The 19440-nt window shown below is 47.4% G+C and carries 19 protein-coding genes; 8 read left to right on the top strand and 11 right to left on the bottom strand.

Translation table 11 applies throughout. The features are described from left to right. Nucleotides 1-101 precede the first annotated feature (101 nt). Nucleotides 102-1694 carry a DUF4301 family protein gene (locus D0S45_09020; GenBank protein TIH16542.1) on the top strand — a complete coding sequence of 531 codons (1593 nt, stop codon included), beginning with the start codon at nt 102-104 and terminating at the stop codon, nt 1692-1694. Here D0S45_09020 and D0S45_09015 read toward each other — a convergent pair. From D0S45_09015 to D0S45_09005, 3 genes are all read right to left on the bottom strand, one after another. After that, on the bottom strand, nt 1679-2326 hold the full coding sequence (locus tag D0S45_09015) for an ABC transporter ATP-binding protein (protein ID TIH16541.1): 648 nt from the start codon (nt 2324-2326) through the stop codon (nt 1679-1681). The genes D0S45_09020 and D0S45_09015 overlap by 16 nt on opposite strands. Beyond that, on the bottom strand, nt 2326-3021 hold the full coding sequence (locus D0S45_09010; GenBank protein TIH16540.1) for an ABC transporter permease subunit: 696 nt from the start codon (nt 3019-3021) through the stop codon (nt 2326-2328). The genes D0S45_09015 and D0S45_09010 overlap by 1 nt, the downstream gene beginning before the upstream one ends. 140 nt (nt 3022-3161) lie before the next feature. After that, nucleotides 3162-3986: a tungsten ABC transporter substrate-binding protein gene (locus D0S45_09005; GenBank protein TIH16539.1), complete on the bottom strand. Its 825-nt coding sequence runs from the start codon at nt 3984-3986 to the stop codon at nt 3162-3164. 249 nt (nt 3987-4235) lie between these two features. Here D0S45_09005 and fdhD point away from each other — a divergent pair, with 249 nt between their 5' ends. From fdhD to D0S45_08980, 5 genes are all read left to right on the top strand, one after another. Beyond that, nucleotides 4236-5024, top strand: coding sequence for a formate dehydrogenase accessory sulfurtransferase FdhD (gene fdhD / locus D0S45_09000; GenBank protein TIH16538.1), 789 nt, complete (start codon nt 4236-4238; stop codon nt 5022-5024). 194 nt (nt 5025-5218) lie between these two features. Further along, nucleotides 5219-6160 (top strand): formate dehydrogenase accessory protein FdhE, encoded by a 942-nt coding sequence (fdhE, locus tag D0S45_08995; GenBank protein ID TIH16537.1) that lies wholly within the window; start codon nt 5219-5221, stop codon nt 6158-6160. Between the two features lies 1 nt (nt 6161). Then, the gene (gene moaA / locus D0S45_08990; GenBank protein ID TIH16536.1) at nt 6162-7154 is read left to right on the top strand and encodes a GTP 3',8-cyclase MoaA; all 993 of its coding nucleotides are present in this window, start codon (nt 6162-6164) and stop codon (nt 7152-7154) included. 11 nt (nt 7155-7165) lie between these two features. Further along, nucleotides 7166-8050, top strand: coding sequence for a transposase (locus D0S45_08985; protein ID TIH16613.1), 885 nt, complete (start codon nt 7166-7168; stop codon nt 8048-8050). 112 nt (nt 8051-8162) lie between these two features. After that, nucleotides 8163-8570 (top strand): hypothetical protein, encoded by a 408-nt coding sequence (locus tag D0S45_08980; GenBank protein ID TIH16535.1) that lies wholly within the window; start codon nt 8163-8165, stop codon nt 8568-8570. A gap of 74 nt (nt 8571-8644) precedes the next feature. On the opposite strand, the gene D0S45_08975 is transcribed toward D0S45_08980, so the two are convergent. From D0S45_08975 to D0S45_08950, 6 genes are all read right to left on the bottom strand, one after another. After that, on the bottom strand, nt 8645-10096 hold the full coding sequence (locus tag D0S45_08975) for a GGDEF domain-containing protein (GenBank protein TIH16534.1): 1452 nt from the start codon (nt 10094-10096) through the stop codon (nt 8645-8647). Between the two features lie 71 nt (nt 10097-10167). Beyond that, a complete protein-coding gene (gene ruvB, locus D0S45_08970) occupies nt 10168-11151 on the bottom strand; it encodes a Holliday junction branch migration DNA helicase RuvB (GenBank protein ID TIH16533.1) in 984 nt (327 codons plus the stop codon). 27 nt (nt 11152-11178) lie between these two features. Next, on the bottom strand, nt 11179-11790 hold the full coding sequence (gene ruvA / locus D0S45_08965) for a Holliday junction branch migration protein RuvA (GenBank protein TIH16532.1): 612 nt from the start codon (nt 11788-11790) through the stop codon (nt 11179-11181). Continuing rightward, nucleotides 11787-12293: a crossover junction endodeoxyribonuclease RuvC gene (gene ruvC / locus D0S45_08960; protein TIH16531.1), complete on the bottom strand. Its 507-nt coding sequence runs from the start codon at nt 12291-12293 to the stop codon at nt 11787-11789. The genes ruvA and ruvC overlap by 4 nt, the downstream gene beginning before the upstream one ends. Beyond that, nucleotides 12294-13040 (bottom strand): YebC/PmpR family DNA-binding transcriptional regulator, encoded by a 747-nt coding sequence (locus tag D0S45_08955; GenBank protein ID TIH16530.1) that lies wholly within the window; start codon nt 13038-13040, stop codon nt 12294-12296. Nucleotides 13041-13259: 219 nt separating this feature from the next. Beyond that, nucleotides 13260-13865: an RlmE family RNA methyltransferase gene (locus D0S45_08950; protein TIH16529.1), complete on the bottom strand. Its 606-nt coding sequence runs from the start codon at nt 13863-13865 to the stop codon at nt 13260-13262. A gap of 109 nt (nt 13866-13974) precedes the next feature. Here D0S45_08950 and D0S45_08945 point away from each other — a divergent pair, with 109 nt between their 5' ends. Both D0S45_08945 and D0S45_08940 read left to right on the top strand, forming a co-directional pair. Next, nucleotides 13975-15456, top strand: coding sequence for a hypothetical protein (locus D0S45_08945; protein ID TIH16528.1), 1482 nt, complete (start codon nt 13975-13977; stop codon nt 15454-15456). Nucleotides 15457-15625: 169 nt separating this feature from the next. Beyond that, nucleotides 15626-16189 (top strand): BON domain-containing protein, encoded by a 564-nt coding sequence (locus D0S45_08940; GenBank protein ID TIH16612.1) that lies wholly within the window; start codon nt 15626-15628, stop codon nt 16187-16189. 23 nt (nt 16190-16212) lie between these two features. Here D0S45_08940 and D0S45_08935 read toward each other — a convergent pair whose 3' ends face one another. Next, nucleotides 16213-16842 carry a GntR family transcriptional regulator gene (locus D0S45_08935; protein TIH16527.1) on the bottom strand — a complete coding sequence of 210 codons (630 nt, stop codon included), beginning with the start codon at nt 16840-16842 and terminating at the stop codon, nt 16213-16215. Between the two features lie 430 nt (nt 16843-17272). Further along, complete coding sequence (locus D0S45_08930; GenBank protein ID TIH16526.1) at nt 17273-19363, bottom strand: methyl-accepting chemotaxis protein; 2091 nt, start codon at nt 19361-19363, stop codon at nt 17273-17275. Nucleotides 19364-19440: the final 77 nt, after the last annotated feature.

Below are 19440 nucleotides of genomic sequence, written 5' to 3'. Positions count from 1 at the left end.
CGCCCTTCAGCACAAAATGCTATAAACACTATAATCAAAATAAATTTATGATAAAAAGACATCAAACGAAATAAACTCATTCTATTGCAGGAGATATCCGGATGAAATCTTCAGACCATAAAAACAGTACCAAAACTCTGGAAACATTACTTAAGGAAGCTGAAAAAGTTATCCAACAGGTAATTAACAGCGGTGTAGCTGAAGACAAGATAGTAGAACAGATACAAAGATTCCGTGCAGGCTTTCCGAGCACCCCGCTAATCAGACCGTGCACGCCCGATGACGGAATAAGCATCGTAAATGACCGTGAACGACGAGAACTGGTAGATTTTTTCAAACAGGCTCTAAAAAAAGGACGGGTATCCAAATTTGTACCGGCATCAGGAGCAGCCACACGCATGTTCAAATCCCTGCTCGCCGTCTACAATTCCACTGAAGACGAAATCCCCACTCTCGAAAGCAGCGATGAAAACGTCACCTTTTGCCGCACTTTTATTGCTTCACTGCAAAAATTTGCATTCCATGATGAGCTGGAAAGACTAATGGCCGATAATGGAGTAGACTTGGACAACGCATGCCGGACCATGGATTTCAGGACCATCCTGCACTACGTCCTCAGCCCGGAAGGATTGAACTACGGAGGTTTGCCCAAAGGATTAATCCCGTTCCACAGTTATTCCGACCATTCCCGAACCCCTTTTGCAGAACATATTATCGAAGCTATGGAATATGCCCGAGATGAAAAGAACAGAGTCCGTGCTCATTTCACTGTCCCCCCAGAACATAGGGAAAGAATTGAAAAGCACATCTCCAAAATTTTAATGCGCTACCCGGAAATGGACTTCCAAATTTCATACTCAAAACAAAGCAAACAGACCAATACCATCGCCGTTGACCTCAGGGGAGAAGGGTTCCGTACAAACGACGACCGGCTGCTTTTCAGACCTGCCGGACATGGGGCCCTGCTGGTGAATCTGAACGACTTACAGGGTGACATAGTCTTCCTGAAAAACATCGACAACGTTGCTCCGGATCATCTGAAGTCCGACACCATCGAGTACAAGCAAATTATCGGCGGGTTATTGGTAGAGTTGCAAAATAAAATTTTCAGCCACGTCCATAGCATCAAACAAGAAACCCTTGAAAAAGACGGGCTAAACGCCATAGAAAAATTCATCATTGACCGCCTCTCCATACCGCTGCCTGACTCATACGGCTCAATGTCGAAAGAAGATAAGTCCAAGTGGCTGCTCTCCAAGCTCAACCGCCCAATCAGGGTTTGCGGGATGGTTGAAAATACGGGAGAACCCGGTGGCGGACCATTCTGGGTAGCTGGACCGGACGGTATTCCGGCAAGGCAGATTGTGGAAAAAAATCAGGTAGATCTTGATGATCCGAATCAGGCAGAATGCTTAAGCAGCGCAACGCACTTCAACCCGGTAGACATTGTCTGCGGACTGCGTGATTGCGAAGGCAAACCTTTCAACCTGCTCGAAAGAATTGATAAGGATTCCGGATTTATTTCAGTAAAATCAAAAGATGGAAAAGAATTGAAAGCAATGGAACTGCCCGGACTATGGAACGGAGCCATGGCCGACTGGACTACAATTTTTGTTGAAGTGCCATTAAGCACTTTTTCGCCGGTAAAAACCGTGAACGACCTGCTGGAACCTGAGCATCAACCGGCCAGCTGACCGCTTTCCAGACGATAAATGGTATCGGAAACCTCTTCCAACCAAAGGTGATCATGGCTGACAATAACAAGGGTGGTGCCATGCTCTTCACGGGCAGAGACCGAAGCCTCATGGATCAGTTGCGTCGATTCAAAGTCAAGACTGGCTGTGGGTTCATCAAGGAGCAACACCCGTGGATTCAAAACCAGACGTGCGGCAAGGGCAACCCTCTGCGCTTCTCCGCCGGAAAGCTCAAACCAGTTACGATGCATGAATTTATCCGGGTCCAATCCAACCTGAATCAGGGAATCGCAAACCCTGTCGTGAATATTCTTTTCACCACGCAGTTCAAGTCCGTAAGCAACATTTGCTTCTACCGACCTCGTGAGCAGGTAGGGCTCCTGCGTAAGCATGGTAACTTCACGACGTAAACCCAACTCCGGTTCCTCAACTTCCCTGCCATCATAGAAAATTTTACCTGAATCCGGACTTTCCAGAAAAGCAAGCATACGCATCAGGGTACTCTTGCCGCTGCCGTTATGCCCGGCCAAGCCGACAATTGCCCCTTCGCCAACTGAAAATTCCTTAAGGGCGAGCACCTGCCGGCCGTTATAACGCTGACAGACATTTTCGAGCCTGAACAAATCCTTCATTACTGGCCCGCCCTTTTTCTGACTCCGGACATGGAATAATTAACCGCAAAAGCAATAATCATAAGCACCAGCCCCAAAGCAATGCCCATGGCGAATTCTCCCTTGCCTGTTTCGAGGGCGATGGCGGTGGTTATGGTCCGGGTATGCCACTTGATGTTACCCCCGACCATCATGGAAATACCGATTTCGGAAACAATGCGTCCGTAAGCGGCGGCGGCAGCAAGCATGAGGCTGTAGCGGGCCTCCCAGAGAGTAGTGCGTAAAATCTGCCCGTGCGAAGCTCCAAGGGTCAGCAGAGTCTGCTTGAGGCGCAGATCAAGATTCTCCACCGCCGTAGCCATCATGGCAATGACAATAGGCAATCCAAGCAAAGTCTGCCCTACAGCGATGCCGGGAATACTAAAAAGAAGCTCCATCTCGCCCATAGGCCCCCTGCGGGAAAGCATAGCGTAAACCAGCAGCCCGATAACAACAGTGGGAAAAGAAAGCAGGGTATCGGTAATAAGGCGTATAACCCTTTTACCGGGAAATTCATGATAGCCAAGAAGAAATCCCAACGGCGCACCGAAAATCAGGGTTGCGCTGATGGAAATGGTAGTCACACAGATGGTGGTATAGATAGCGGAATAGGTTTCCGGGTCAGCGGAAAACAGAAGCACAAACGCCTGCCAGAAACCGTTAAAAATAAAATCCATATAATATTAAACCCTCTCTTTTACAGCAATCCTAATAATACCAAACGAGGCTTCCGATAACAAGAGTGAAGCTTATTATAAAAGAGGGTGATTTTTATGAGTGGAGCTTATATTAAGCTCCACTCATAAAAAATTACGACTTATTTTGCGTTAGGAATGAAGAGTTTTTTACCGAGCAGTTTAAAGTTGCCGATTGCTTTCTGGGTCTTGGGAGAAGCCATCCACTCGGAGAACTTGGTAGCCAGTTCGTACTTAGCGTTCTTGCAGTTCGCAGGATCAACAGCCAATACGCTGTACTGGTTGAAGAGAGACTTGTCGCCTTCCACCAGAACTTTCAGTTCAGGGGAACCGTTCTTGTTAGCACTGTATTTAATGTAGGTACCGCGGTCAGTCATAATGTAGGCATCACGTTCTTCAGCAACGGTGATACTTTTGATCATGCCCTGTCCGGTCTGGATGTACCATTTGGCTTTATCGGGAACAGCCATTCCTGCAACTTTCCAGAGGGAAATTTCTTTTTTGTTGGTACCGGAATTGTCGCCACGACTTACAAAAGCAGCCTTGGAATCGGCAATAGCTTTCATGGCCTCCACAACGGGAAGGCCTTTAACGCCTGCGGGATCGGAATCAGGACCGATAATGACGAAGTCGTTGTACATTACTTCGCGGCGATCTTTGAGCGCGCCCATATCAACATATTTCTGCTCAGCAGCGGGAGCATGTACCATGAGCACGTCAACATCGCAGTTCTGGCCCATTTTGAGAGCTTTACCGGTTCCGACAGCAGTCCACTTCAATTCAATACCGGTATCCTTTTTAAACATAGGAGCCAGATCATCCAGCAGGCCGGTATTGTCTGTACTGGTGGTGGTAGCCATCATCAGGGTTTCAGCCTTGACCAATCCCGGAGCAACGAGCAGGGAAACGAGAGCGAGAGCAAGCAGAAGTACTTTAAGTTTTTTCATTTTTCCTCCAAAGAGAACTCAGTTTAAAATTCGTGATTACAGATCATCCGCAGAATAGGCCACTACTAATAATAGGCGAGCCAGCATAAATTTAGATCAGAAAGAGTGCTCTATGTCAATACAGGCACAATTATACTCTTAGTCTTAACCCGTTTTCGCACCAAGAATGTGCAGAAACAGGCGCAAAAAAGAAGATCTTGCCCGCAAAGCCTGTTCCCCCTATGCTGACTTAAATATATCAGGCGGAGCATGATGAAAGAGAGTTTCAGCTATACAGTAAAAGAATATTCAGGTGGCGAATTCAAGGAAAAAGAGATCAGCAGCATCCTTGAAATTCCTTTGACTATCAATCTTAATGGACGTGAAGTAGTGACCCTGCTGACCACGGCCCGCTACCCGGATTACCTCGCCATAGGTTTCTTGAAATCGGATGCCTATATTTCCTCCCGTGATCAGGTTACCGACCTGAAAATAACTGAATATGAAGACCGCATCATCGCGGACATCAGTACCAGTCATGATCCGTGGAAAGGAAGAGTCCTCGAATATTCCATAACATCCGGTTGCGGCAAGGGCACCAATTTCGGGCGCAATGTTTCCACCATTTCTAAACGGAATATCAGCTCACAACTGACGGTCACCCCGGAACAGATTCTGAAACATGCCAATGAGCTGCATTCCCGCTCTACTCTTTATACCAAGACCCGCGGTTGCCATAACTCATCTCTGTGCACCCCCGAAGAAATGCTCTACTTCCGCGAAGATATCGGCCGCCACAACGCCATCGACATGATCGTGGGCCAATGTTTCCTTGAAAATGTGCCAACAGACGGGAAAATGATCGTTTCCACCGGACGGGTGGCATCTGAGATCCTGCTCAAGACTGTTCGCATCGGGGTTCCTGTATTGGCTTCAACAGCCGTTGCAACCAGTTTTTCAGTGGAACTGGCCCGCAAAATAGGTATCACCCTCATCGGCAATATATCCAAGACCGGATTCTGGGTTTACAACGATCAGGGCCGCATTAGCGGGTTGTAATTTTTCCGGGCACTTAAATTATATCAACATAACCATAATATTTTCTTGAAATAATCGATTAGACTTTGTGTCAAAACAAGACTAATTAACACTCCTATGCAGCTGCCTCAGATTAGGCATATGCTTTTTTTAACAGGAATGAAACAAACTCGGCTCACCCTACAGCCGGGTTCCCTTAAGGAGTGTTTTTTATAATGAATTTTGATTACAACAGTGCCAAGGATCAGCTGGATAAAAAAGTATCTGAGCTGCGGGAAAAGCCTTTCCTCCCGGAAGAGCTTGTTAATTTAATTTCAAATGTTGCCGCAATCCAGCTGGAAGCACAGCAGCACTCCTCTCCAACCATACCGACAAATCTTGCTTCTGACGATGCAAACCTGCAAGGACGCCCCCTGCTTGCACGCGAAGATTTTACTTATGATTACGAACAGGCATGCAAGCTTGTCGATGAGTTTGCCGAACTGGTGGGTAAAGAAGAAGGTGCCATTGCCGAAGCATCGGGACTCATCACCGAAAGCATCAAATCCGGTGAATTAGACCTGAAACAGGCTTTCAAGGCATACCTTGAAACAAATGATGACTTTTTCATGGGCTGGGCAGAAAAAATGCCCGAAGCTCCGCGTACCCTCAGTTTCCTCATCCAGTCCGCACTGACTCCTTCCATAAAGACAGTTGCCGCTGCACTGGAAGAAAAACTCCCCCATCAAAAGGTTGACATATCCGAACGGTCCGACAATGACGAGCTTGATTTCGAGCTGGAGCAGCCTGCACCGCGCAACCACGGACACTGTCCCATCTGTGGCTCCGTGCCGTTCATGCACACCCTGCATCACCAGCAAGGCTTTCGCTATGCCAACTGTTCCTTCTGCCACACCGAGTACCGTGTGCGCAGGATGGCTTGTGCTTATTGCGATGAATCAAACGCGGACAACCTCAAATTTTTCACTGTAGAAGAAGCTCCGGGCTACCGGGTCGATGTCTGCGGTTCCTGCAAGACCTACATAAAAACCACTGATTTCAGGGAAATTGACAAAACATCCGTCCCAGCTCTCAATGACCTTGAATCCCTGCCCCTTGATTTCGTGGCTGTGGAAGAAGGGTACAACCGGGGCACTCTATCTGTCTGGGGGTTCTAAAATGGTACTTACCGACAAGATAGGCCGCACAGTCAATTACCTGCGGCTGAGTGTCACTGACCGCTGTAATCTGCGCTGCATGTATTGCGTGACCAAGGATTTCAAGCACATCCCCCACCCGGATATCCTGCGTTACGAGGAAATGCTGCGGCTGGTGGATTTAGCTGCTTCCATGAATATTTCCAAGCTGAGACTCACCGGAGGCGAACCCTTCGCCCGCCGTGGTTTCATGGATTTTATTTCAGCAGTCATGACCAGCCACCCGGAAATGGACCTGCGCATCACCACCAACGGGACACTCATTGAACCACTGGTGCCGGAGCTTAAAAAAATCGGAGTCAGCAGGCTGAATATATCGCTTGATACCCTTGATCGGGAAACCTTCAAGGAAGTCACCGGACGCGATCACCTGAATGACGTACTTGACGCAATCTCAACCTGCCTTTCAGCCGGAATACGAGTTAAGGTCAACGCAGTAGCCATGAAAGGCATCAATGATAAGGAACTAGGTTCCTTCATTGATTTTGCACGGGAGAATCCCATTGACATGCGCTTCATTGAATTCATGCCCATGGGAGACGACACCAAGTCTGACAGCAAATTCTGGTCTGCGGATGATATCCTTGAACAAGCTCAGCAGTATGCAGTGCTGAAAAGAGAAAAGGCCAGGCCGGAAAATCACGGTCCGGCGCGCATGTACTCAATAGAAGGCAGCGAGGGTAGGCTGGGTCTTATTTCCCCGGTCAGCTCCCACTTCTGTGCCACCTGCAACAGGCTGCGCATTACCTCCGACGGTAAACTGCGCACCTGCCTTTTTTCCGACCGGACCTACAAGCTGCGTAATATTTTAAGGAATCCCAACCTCGATGATGAAACACTGCGTCGGGTTATAGCCGCTGCTACCCGCGACAAGCCGCTGGGATACCATCTCTTAGAACAAAGATCAGGATGTGAAGGTGTATGCGAAACACAGATGTCGGCAATAGGCGGATAGAAGAAATGGCTCTGGAGGCTGTTTCCGAAAGCAGGGATGAATTGCTTGAACGTCTGATATCCTCCGAGGAGGAAGCCAGAAATTTCCTGCTGCACAAAGCCTTGGGGGACCGCAAACCTTTCTGCCCGCGCTGCCGGGAGCATAAGCTCTACAATCTCAATGGTGACCGCTACCGCTGCTCTTCCTGCAAGTATACCTTTCAGGATTTCAGCGGACGCTGGATCAACAACGGCGGTCTCTCCTGCCGCGAATGGGTGCGCCTGATCCAGATGTTCTCAGAGGATCACACCGCGCATGCAATCTCCATCGACTTAGAACTTTCCTACAACGCAACCTATAAGGCCATCACTGCATTAAGGTTCGCAATCCTGGCGCAGGCCATTGATGCCCAGCAGCTGCTGAGTGCTGAAACGGGTCTGCACAAGCATCTCAAGAACAAAAAATTGACCGGGGTGCCTTCCAAGAAATCCACCGGGACCATCCCCGTATTCGGAATAATGGAAAAGAACGGTTGGGTGTTCATCGACTTAATGCAGAATATCACTGCCGAGTCAGTCTTTCACTTCAACCACAACTTCCACCTAAAGCTGGTCCGCCACGGCAGTTTAATCCACACCGACCGCTACCAGAAGTACGATTCCCTGATCCTCTGCGGAGATGATTCCCTACCGCTGGATTATATCCGCAAATACCCGGATATCACCCCGCACATAGAAATTTCCGGCGGGGAATTCTGGCAATTCGCCCGGCAGCGTTTCAAGCGTTACAAAGGAATATCCCCGCATCGTTTTCCTTTGTATTTGAAAGAATTGGAATTCAGGTTTAACAATCGTTCGAAAGATTTGTTTGATTTATTGACTAGTTATATTTGTAAGATTGTGCCGGACGTAGATTAGGATTTTTATTGATTTTTTCGATTTGTAATTGGTAGGAAATGGAACTCCCCCGCTTGCTTTTGCAGGCGGGGGAGTTTTTTGGGTTAACTATAAAAGACAAAAGGAGTTGATTATGGACAACGAAACCAAAAAACAAAAAGTAGTTAAACACTTATCAGAAGAAAAGTACCTATTGCCTTCGCTAACTCTATTTTCAGCAACATTTTTCTTAGTCATAACAGGCATGGCCCTTGAAACAAATAACTTCTACATAAGTGCTGCAACATACATGTTTGCCATAGCTGTGGGTATTTTTGGACCTCTGTCATATGTCTTATTTTTCAGAGAAGTTGACTTTGACCGGAAAACGTTCCGGCGTGAATACTACAAGATTGCATATTTCTTAATTATGCTTGGTTATATAAACGTTGCATCGGGACTAATAATGCTCATATTCAACGCCTCTTACTTTGCAGGAATAACTGCACTTGCTTTGTTTGTACTAGTCACTTTCATCAGCTACGAAGAAAATAACAATTAGTTCAAAAGCATCAAAAGCCCCTCACAGCCAACGCTGCAAGGGGCTTTCCCATAAAATATCAAAAAAAACTAATCTCAACCCTTAACAACCCGATCCTTCCCCAGCACTTTCGATTCGTACATAGCCTTGTCAGCACGCTGGGCCAAGGAATCAAGGGAATCATCAGCATTAAATCCGGCTACACCGCAACTGACTGTGATCCTGACTTCTTCACCCTCAGAAACCTCATCATCACACTTACAGTTGCAACACGCAGATGAACGAATGCGCTCTGCCACGCTCATGGCTATATCCACATTACCGGAAACCAGAATAATAAATTCATCGCCGCCCCAACGGGCACAAAAATCATCATTTCTAATTGCTGAGCATACTTTGGATGAAATATCCTTAATTAGGATATCCCCTTGCAAGTGCCCACATAAATCATTCACGCGCTTAAAACCGTCAACATCCAGCAGAATTATTGAAAAATCATTTCCATTACGGAAATAATTATTCATGGCTGCTTCAAAGCGATTCTCAAATGAACGACGGTTGGCTAACCCGGTGAGAGCGTCTGTCCCGGCCTGTTTCTCCAGCCGTATTTGAAAATGATTAATAGCCAGAATACTCAAAAAAACAATTAACAGAGTTGTGCCGCCACCAACCAAAATAGTTCTTGATAAATTATCTCGCGCTGCGCCGAGAGAACCTTTCTCACTTTGCTGCACCACAAGTACCCATTCAAATTCAGGAATATAACGAGTGGTTAAATATTCCTTTTCACCGCCGGCAGAAAATTCAAATATCGCGGGATCGCTGTTAGGACTGAGCATCTGTTCTGCCACTGTCGTCAGGCCCGGTAAATTCTTGATATTTACCTTTCCTATTAAATTCACATTGCTATGCGCCTGCACCACACCGGACAAATCTACTAAAAATATTTGCTTGGAATACTTTTCAGAAAAACTTGCTAAAAGCTTTGAAACTTTATCCATCTTAAGACCAACACCGGCAACTCCAAGAAACTTTCCATCATTATCCTCAACTCGGTGATTAATAAAAATGGTCAGAATATTACTCGCCGCCTCGTTGGTATCAACATCAAGATCAAATCCCTCACCGGATTTTACAAAATCATAATACCAAACATCGTGCCTGTCCTGTTCGGAAACCTTTTTTAAAACCCCACCGGGGTAATAATATTTTCTGGTGCTCGCTGAGACAAAAAAAACACTGAAAAATCCATACTTGTCTTGAATCTCGCTCAGATAACGCGTGATGGCATTTGGATCAGTCTCTCCGTAAGCGGTCCAATCCTGAAGGAAAGTATCGTTTGCCATGAGCGATGACACAAAGATAGGACGCATCAGCCCGGACTGAATTTCTGAATATATATTGTCGCGGGTCAGCGGTAAGGCGGAATATACTATTTCATCATGAATATTTTTACGGGAAACATTATAGTTGAAAAGACTGATGAGAACAAATGCGCCAACCAGAATAGCGGTCACTGCCATTATCAGTTTAACTCGTATGGACATTTATTCTCCGCGAAAAAAAAGGCCTAACGGCCTTTGCTGCTATTAACTATAAGTTTATCCACCACTATCCCTTAAAACAAACTACCCTGCCCCCCGGAAGCAACCTTCTGAAGATGCTGGTAAGCTCTAGCGGTAGCAACACGTCCGCGGGATGTGCGTTTCAAAAAACCGCACTGAATGAGATACGGTTCGTAAATATCCTCAATGGTGCGCACTTCTTCGGAACAGGCCACGGCGATGGTCTTTACACCTACAGGACCGCCACCGAACTGATCTATCAAAATAGAAAGAATCTTGCGGTCCATGTAATCGAGTCCAAGCGGGTCAACATCCAGCTTGTTCAACGCCATATCGGCGAGTTCACCAGTTACGACCCCATCACCATGCACAGTGGCAAAATCTCGAACTCTGCGCAGAAGGCGGTTGGCAATACGCGGAGTGCCGCGCGAACGCTTGCCGATGATCAGCGCGCCTTCGTCCGTTACCTTGAGGTCGAAAATACGGGCCGCGCGGGTAACGATACGGGCCAGCTCTTCGGGAGAATAGAATTCCAAGCGAAAAATACAGCCGAAACGGTCACGCAAAGGTGATGTCAGCAGCCCCAAACGGGTTGTGGCACCTACTAGAGTAAACGGTTCAAGGTCGATCTTCACGGTACGGGCGGCAGGTCCCTGCCCGATGATGAGGTCGATATTGAAATCCTCCATGGCCGGATAAAGCACTTCCTCTACATTGGCAGGCACGCGGTGGATTTCATCGATGAAAAGTATGTCGTTGCGGGATAGATTGGTCAGGATGGCAGCAAGATCGCCGCTGCGTTCTATTACAGGACCGGATGTGGTAATGAGATTGACCCCGAGCTCAGAAGCAATAATCCGGGCAAGAGTTGTTTTTCCCAAACCGGGGTTGCCGTAGAAAAGGGAATGGTCCATGGCATTGCCGCGCCCACGCGCAGCTTGAATGAAGACATCGAGGTTGTCGCGCAGATCATCCTGTCCGATAAAATCGGCCAGCCGTTGCGGTCTGATGTGATCGTCTGAACCGTTGCTTTCCATCATATTCCGGTACTGCCTACTGAAAATTTACTTGTTCTGGGAAATCTTTTTCAAAGCTACGCGGATAGCTCCGCCAGCGTCAAGATCAGCTTCCGCTTCGAAGATTTCCTTGAGGATTTCGCGCACTTCATCGTCAGCGTAACCGAGATTGCGTAGGCCGGAAAGAGCATCAAGGAATTCACTGCGGTCACCTTCCACCGGACAGGCACCGCTACGCACAGTGGCGGACTTAAGAGTCTCCATCTTGTCCTTCAAAGACCACAGAATCTGACGCGCGGACTTGGGTCCGATGCCCGGCACAATGGACATGGTCTTCACGTCCTCGCGGAAAACAATGTCCTGCAATTCCTTGGGACCGAACTGGGAAAGGATCGCCAATGCCTTTTTGGGGCCTAAGCGGTCAATAGAAATAAGGGTGCGGAAAACTTCGCGGTCATCAAAGCAGGGGAAACCATAAAGATCAAAGGCATCCTCGCGGACCACAGAATGAACGTAAAAAGCGATTTCCGAACCTGATTCAGGCAGGGTGGAAATAGCGGAAAGGGTCAAGGCTAATTCGTAGCCGACCCCGCCGGAGGTGAGGATAATGCAGGATTTATCTGTAGCTTCGAGAAGCTTACCGTGAATATAGGCGATCATTTTCCAGCCACCTTTGCGAATCTTCGTTCATTGAGATGACAGATCGCAATGCCCAATGCATCGGTGGTATCGTTAGCCCACTTGGTATTTTTTACACCAAGGATGCGCTCCACCATGAAGGCGACCTGTGATTTGTCAGCCCGTCCGCTACCCACAAGATTACGTTTAACCTTGGTAGGCTCATACCCGGAAACAACCAGACCTGAGACAGCACAGGCAGCCATAGCCGCACCGCGGGCCTGTCCCAGCTTAAGGGCCGAAGCCGGATTAGAGGCGACAAACGCATTTTCGATTGCCGCCTCATCCGGTGAATGGTCTTTTATAAGCTCGGCAATACGGGAGTAGATTTCTCCCAGCCTTGAGCACATGGGCTTCTTGGTATTGGTCCGGATTGTCCCGGCATCCACAAGGGAAACCTGCCCGGAAAGTTCGCGTACAATTCCGTATCCGGTTACGCGGGTTCCGGGGTCAATGCCGATGATTACAATACCGGAATCTCCCATCTAACCTTCCATTTCAGCCATGAGCTCATCGGGGAAGTCAGCGTTAACGTGCACGTTCTGTACATCATCGTTGTCTTCCAGCTTTTCCATGAGGTTCATAAGCTTCTTGGCGTTGGAAACATCAACTTCTACGAGGTTCTTGGGCACGAAAGCGAGGTCGGAGCTTTTTGCTTCGCACTCAGCAGCTTCAAAAGCCTTCTGAACTTCGGTGAAATCTTCGGGCATGCAGTGAACTTCGAGGGAATCATCTTCAGCGATTACATCCTCGGCGCCGCCTTCAAGGCCGATTTCAAGCAGCTGGTCTTCGGTGTACTTTTCAGCATCAAAAACCATGACGCCTTTCTTATCGAACATCCATGCAACGCAACCAGCTTCACCCATGGAACCGCCTGCTTTGCCAAGTGCGTGACGCACTTCAGCAACAGTACGGTTCTTGTTATCGGTTGCAGCTTCAACAAGAATAGCTACACCGCCGGGACCGTAACCTTCGTACATGACTTCAGAAATATCGCCACCGGCCAGTTCGCCGGTACCTTTTTTGACCGCAGTATCGATCTTATCGTTAGGCATGTTCACAGCTTTAGCCTTGGAGATGGCAAGACGCAGAGAAGCGTTCATGGCCGGATCGCCTCCGCCCTTGGCTGCAAGGATAATATCCTTTGCCATTTTGGTGAAAATCTTACCGCGCTTGGCGTCCTGTCTACCTTTTCTGTGCTGAATATTAGCCCATTTACTATGTCCGGCCATTTTTTCCTCCTGAGAATATCAAAGTCCCGTCGCTCTTAAATTTGGCGGGACAGTATTTATATATAATGTAGGCACTACTAACTGAGTTTGTCTTCAAAGTAAAATCTCGCAGACTGTCGAGAAAGTGCCAGATGCGAGGCGCAAGAAAAAGACTGGAACGAAGCGTATAAGTAATACGTGAGTTTCAGTCTTTTCCGCAGCAACAAAGCAGATGGTGCTTTATCGGCTGTCTGCGATGCCGCGAAAGCCAAGTCCTACTATAAAGAACTCTTTGCTTTCCTCTCTGCAACTCTTCGGCTTGAATCTTTTTACCTTAGAAAACATCTTGCGCAGAGAATCAGTATACCCTTTAACGTCGGGTCCATCGAAAATTTTAACTATAAAATGCCCGCCCTCTTTAAGCCTGCTGGGCACGATGTCACGCGCACGTTCGCAAAGCTCAAGAGAATTAGCCTGATCGGCAAACTTTACCCCGGTTGTCTTTGGCGCCATGTCACTGATGATCAGGTCATAGGGCAACTGCTTATCCATTGCAGCCAAAAGTTCCGGGGAATCCTCAAATACATCGGCCTGCAAAAAGGTGGCGTTATCAGGAAAGACGGTATCAGTGGACTGAATATCTACTGCAAGCACACGTCCGGCGTCCCCAACCTTCTTGGCAGCAAAAAGGGTCCATGAACCGGGAGCAGCCCCGAGATCCATAACATTCTGGCCTTTTGCGAAAACCTTGAAACGCTTGTCCAGTTCCTGAAGCTTGTATACGGAACGGGCAGGATAGTTTTCCTTTTTGGCTCTTTTGAAATAATGATCGCGATATTGTTTCATAATCTGATTTTAGTTTCGCAGTGATCCGCAAAAGACTTTTAAGACCGACTGCGTTATAAGGTGTCTGGAAATTAACTTATTACGGCCCGCAAGCCAAGTATCGATAGCAATGCAACGCCCCGAAAGAATCCGCATAAGAAACGAATCCGGCCAGCTGCAATCCCTGCCCGAAGGCGAAAGATATTTTCAGGACCTCGGCGGCGAGGGAGAAATCCTGTTCCTCGGCCTTGGCCCGAATCCGGCGTTGACTGCTGAATTGTTCCCGCAGGCAAAAAAATTACTTTACATCGAATGTACCGAACTTTCGGCGCAACTGCCCGAAGGGTATACAATCCCGGCTGGATTAACGCAAATCAGCGCAGATGAAGCGGGTGACCTCTCAGGATTCAGAATAATTCTTTACACTCCCGGCAAACGCTTATTCCCCTCTTTCTGGGAACCGCTGCTCTCCAAACTTACTGTGGAGCGCGCCGGAATCAGGAGCAGAAACCGCAGTAAAAGCGTATGGATTCCCGGCGACGACAATTCATTACTGGTGCCGGAACTCTGCCGATCCTTCAAAGCCGAGGGCTTCTCTTACAAGGTTATCGAGCCGGACGCAATGCGCAAAGACCTGCTTAATCTGCTGAGCAGTGAACTGCCGAAACTGGTCCTTAGTATAAATTTCAGCGGACTGGATAATGCGGGCGAAACTTTTTTCATGCTCCGCGAGGCCGGGGTTAAAGTTGCCGTGTGGATGGTGGATAATCCTTTCCATATCATTTCCGGCATTAAATCAAATTACTGGCAGGATGTACCGCTGCTGGTCACCGATCACTGGTTCATTTCCGCCTTGGAAAAACACGGAGCAAAAAAAGTAGCTCACCTGCCCCTCGCCACTGACCCGGCAGTCTTTAATACAGAGCTCACCCCTTATCCACAGCTTGATGAACGCACGGTATTTGTAGGTCGCTCCAGCTTCCCGGCCAAGGACAATTTCTTCTCAGGTTGTAGCTTTAGCATTGAAGACGAAAAAGCAGCCCTGCAAGCCATCGAAAACAGCATCAAACCGGACTTTGAATGGTGGGCAGAAAAAGATGGGTTAGATAAGTTCTGGCCCGGACGGAAAGTACGAGCAACAGGGTTCAAGGCCGAACAATCAGGTCTGCTCTGGCGGATTCTTTCATTACAAAATGCCGGGGAGAAACTCACGGTCTTCGGCGATGACGGCTGGAAGCAATATTTGACTGACGCGGACCTGCGTCCACCAGTGGATTATTTCACCACCCTGCCATCAATCTACGCTGGAGCTGAAATCAGCCTGAACATGACCAGCCCGCTCCTGCCCTGCGGCCTCACCCAGCGCAATTTTGATATCTGGGCTTCCGGGGGATTTCTGCTCAGCGACTACACACCGGGCTTATCTATCTTCCCACAAGAATTACTTGAACATTGTACCTTCAAAGTTCCTGCTGAACTACCGGAAAAAATAGACTTCATTAAAAGCCATCCTCAGCTCAAAAAAGAACTTTCAAAAAAATGGCAGGAACTTATAATGAATCAACACTCGTATAAAAACAGACTCAACAACATACTGAACTTTATAAACTAATCTCGTTTAAAACAAAACGGCACAGCTTTTGCTTTTTCTGCTCTCAGAAACTCTAATCAAGGATGATGACGAGATGCGGAAACTAATGATTTACCTTGTCCTATTAGCCTTAGTCTGCATGAGCGGTTGCTCCGCTTCAGTGCTTATTCCCCCGCTGCCCGGACCGCTGATGATTCCATCTTCAGTAGGGTCGATCTACACGGCCTATGCCATCAGCACGGATGAACGCGGCTTCCAGACCATCGTTGAAGACGAGATGCTTGAAACAAGCATCCAATCGGATATCCTCAATGAAAAAAAACTCAATATAATGGATTTGAGCACGTATTCATACAACGGGCACGTATATGTTGTGGGTGAATATGATGAAAAGGAAGATTTTCAGCTTATCCGCAGAATCGTCAAAAAAAACAGGAAGGTAAACTCACTCACGACCTACCTTTTCGCTGAAAAAGAAAATTCATGTGACAAGACCAATGATTACGTAATCCAGATGGCTGTAAAGAGCGCACTGCTCAATGATGATTCCGTATGGGGAGCCAACGTCGCCGTAAAATCAGTACAATGCAATGTGGTACTTATGGGCAGAGTTGCCAGCATCAACGAAGCCATCGATGCCAAGCAGATAGCCGCGAACATAGACGGGGTGAAGGGAGTAAAATCTTTCATCCGCTCCACCCGACAGAACAAATATCTGAGACAACAGCAAAGAATAGCCGCTGCCATGCGCTGAGTACAAAAGAAACGTACAGAAACTTAAAGTGAAAAATGGTTCTTCAACCGATCTTTCATCAGCTCAAGATCCCCGGCATTGACAGCATCCACAATTTCTTTGTGCTCCTGTGCGTGCACGCTAAGGTCCACACCATTCTCAATATGCTGCTTGGCAAGAGTAAACATCCAATAATCATTAGCGAGAGCTTCCCATGAACGTACGAGTGAACCGTTTCCGGAACATTCCATAATGGTTCGGTGAAAATCAAGATCGGCCTGCCCGACAGCAGCCATATCCTTAAGCTCAACTCCGGCGACCATACTCTCAACAGAAGACATCAAGGCTTCAGCATCAATCCTGTTAAGTTCAAAACCCCATCCCAGAGCCAATGGTTCCAGCTCACCCCGGACAGCATAGTACTCATAAAGTTCACCCGAAGAGAGAACCTTTACCCGAGACCCCTTGTATGGCTCAGTCTCAACAAAACCTCTGGCGGTCAAATCCCTGATCGCCTCACGTACAGCCCCCTGACTGACCTGCAACTCCCGTGAGATCCTAGTCTCAATAATCTTATCCCCGGGCTTAAGGAATCCTTTCAAAATGCTGCCAACAATGTGTTCTACAACATCATCACGCAAAACTCGTCTTTTCAGTCCAACACTGGCTACCATAGATTTTCCCCCTCAAGTAAAGGCCGGATTTATGCACTCCCCCTCAAAAATGCACTATCTTTGAGAGCGGAACCTAACCACTTTTTAAAACAATATCAAGAGAGGAAACACACACCTTAACAATATATTATTCAACATTAAGACCTCAAAAACATACTAATCGCAACAAAAACAACCCCATTAATTACAAAAGCGACACCCCCAAGATAACACTGCGTAGCTTTATACAACATATCACCTAATACAACAGTTTCATTAAGACTTAAACACCTGCCATATCGCCATATTACAAACATGTAACACTATATTTTTCCAGCAATTTCGAGTTCAAGATATAACACAAGCCCCTGCTTCAATGCTGAAATAAGCAAATAAAAAAGCCGCCCCCCGGACAGGGAGCGGCTATTAAGTCAATTCTGAATTTAATGATCTATACTTTTTTCAAATCATCAATGACGTTTTTGAGATCTTCAGAAAGGCGAGACAACTCATGGACTGCTTGAGTGGACTGCTCCATGGCTTGTGAAGTTTCAGCTGCAATACGGTTTACTTCGTCAGTATTGCGGTTGATTTCTTCGGAAGCGGCAGACTGCTCTTCGGAAGCAGTTGCAATAGCCCTTACCTGATCCGCAGTAGATTCTACAATCCCCACGATAGATGACAGAGATTCTCCGGCCTCAGATGCATAGCCGGTACTTCTTTCAACGATACCGGAAGCCTTCTCCATATCGCTGATACTGTTGCGGGTTCCTGACTGGATAGCCGAAACCGCATCCCCTACTTCCTTGGTGGCGTCCATGGTTTTTTCAGCCAGTTTGCGAACTTCATCCGCAACAACGGCAAAACCTCGTCCGGCATCACCAGCACGGGCTGCTTCGATGGCGGCGTTAAGTGCCAGCAGGTTAGTCTGATCCGCAATATCGGTAATCACGTTCATAACCTTCCCAATTCCCTCTGCACGTTCCCCAAGAGTGTGAAGACCGTCCGACATCTGTCCGGTAGCCTTATCAACTTCACCGATACTGCTGATCACATTATCGACGATCCCACCACCACCTTCAGCCTGCTTGCGGGCATCATCGGCACTCTCGGCAGCCTGCGAAGCATTCTGAGCAACTTCAAAAACAGAAGCGTTCATCTCTTCCATGGCTGTTGCAGCCTCAGCAGAACGTTCCCGCTGAATCTCAGCCCCGGTTCTGGACTGCTCAATCTGGGCAGAAAGTTCCTGCGAAGCACTGGTAACCTGATCTACAATCTGCTCCAACTGCTCGGCAGCATGCAGCATACCTTCGCGCTTGGCACTTTCGGCAGCACTGCGTGCTTCTTCGGCATCCGCCAGAGCTTCCTTGGCCAACTTGGTCTGCTCTTCGGCTTCAAGTCCTTTCTCTTCTGTAGATTTAAGCAACTTGCCAAGATCAACAACCATTCCCTTCAAGGCCTGCTGCAAGGTGAGCAGTTCCCCGGAAAAACGGGATTCATCAGGAATGGCATCAAAATCACCCTTTGAAACAGCCTGCGCTGCCCCAACAAGCATCTGAACAGGAGTAGCAATAGACTTGGCCACAAACCAGCCGAAAAGACAGAGAACAAATGCGATACCAAGCCCCATGAGCAAAGTATCCTTAACAGTATCGTAGGCACCTTCCATTATCTCGGACTTATCAAGCAACAGTGCCAGCTTCCAGTCAAGAGCAGGGGAAGTGTATACTCGCACAAATTTATCCTCACCCCCGAGATTAACCTGAGCGAAATCATTCTTCATGGTTGCTAATACATCCATTCCTGAATCACCGACTTCTTCAGCTTTCTTGAAAGCATAATCCTTGTTCACAGGATCAGACAGAATGGTATTGTCACCTTCCATCAGAATAATGTACCCAGTCTTCCCAATCTTAATAGCTGAAACAACATCGGTAAGAGTAGAAAGGTTGATATCAAAACCGACTACACCGATAACCCTACCATTATCCCGAATTTTCGAGGTAACGGAACTGACAGCCATTCCGGTCGTGGACTTGTAAGCTTTACTGACTGAAGTATCCTTGGATGCAGAAAGAGCCGCAGAATACCATGGTCTTGACCTTGGGTCATAACCACTGGGCATTCCATCCTCGGGGTACATGTTGAATCCACCGTCTTCCATTCCATAAAAAGCAAAGTCATACGCATCATGACTTTTTACGATCCTTTTCATCAAATCGAAAGCCGCTTTCCCCTTATCATCCATCAGCTCCCGGTTGACCGCATCAAGGGATGAATCCTGAACAAAATTTGGGTTCGATCCCAAAGAGTCAATCACAGCAGGTTCGCCAGCCAGAAACTTCGCGTTAAGCTCGGCCTCATGCATGAATTCAGATATAAACATATCTATTTGCTGCAATTCACTAAGTGAAGACTCCTCAAAAGCAGTCTCCGCCATATCAGTCATTTTCACGAAAGAAATCGAAGCCATACCGCCTGCACAGAGCAGTACAGCTGTTAAGATAAGCAGAATAAGCTTATTCTTGATGTTCAACCTCATTTAGAAACCTCCCATAGTTTCCATCTAAATAAATGTAAGCACCACCTATAATATATCGTTCCCAATTTTAATTTCTT

Source organism: Marinifilum sp. JC120 (assembly GCA_004923195.1).
GTDB lineage: Bacteria > Desulfobacterota > Desulfovibrionia > Desulfovibrionales > Desulfovibrionaceae > Maridesulfovibrio.
The sequence above is the reverse complement of the archived record's forward strand: the minus strand, read 5'-3'. Positions and strand labels throughout refer to the sequence as shown.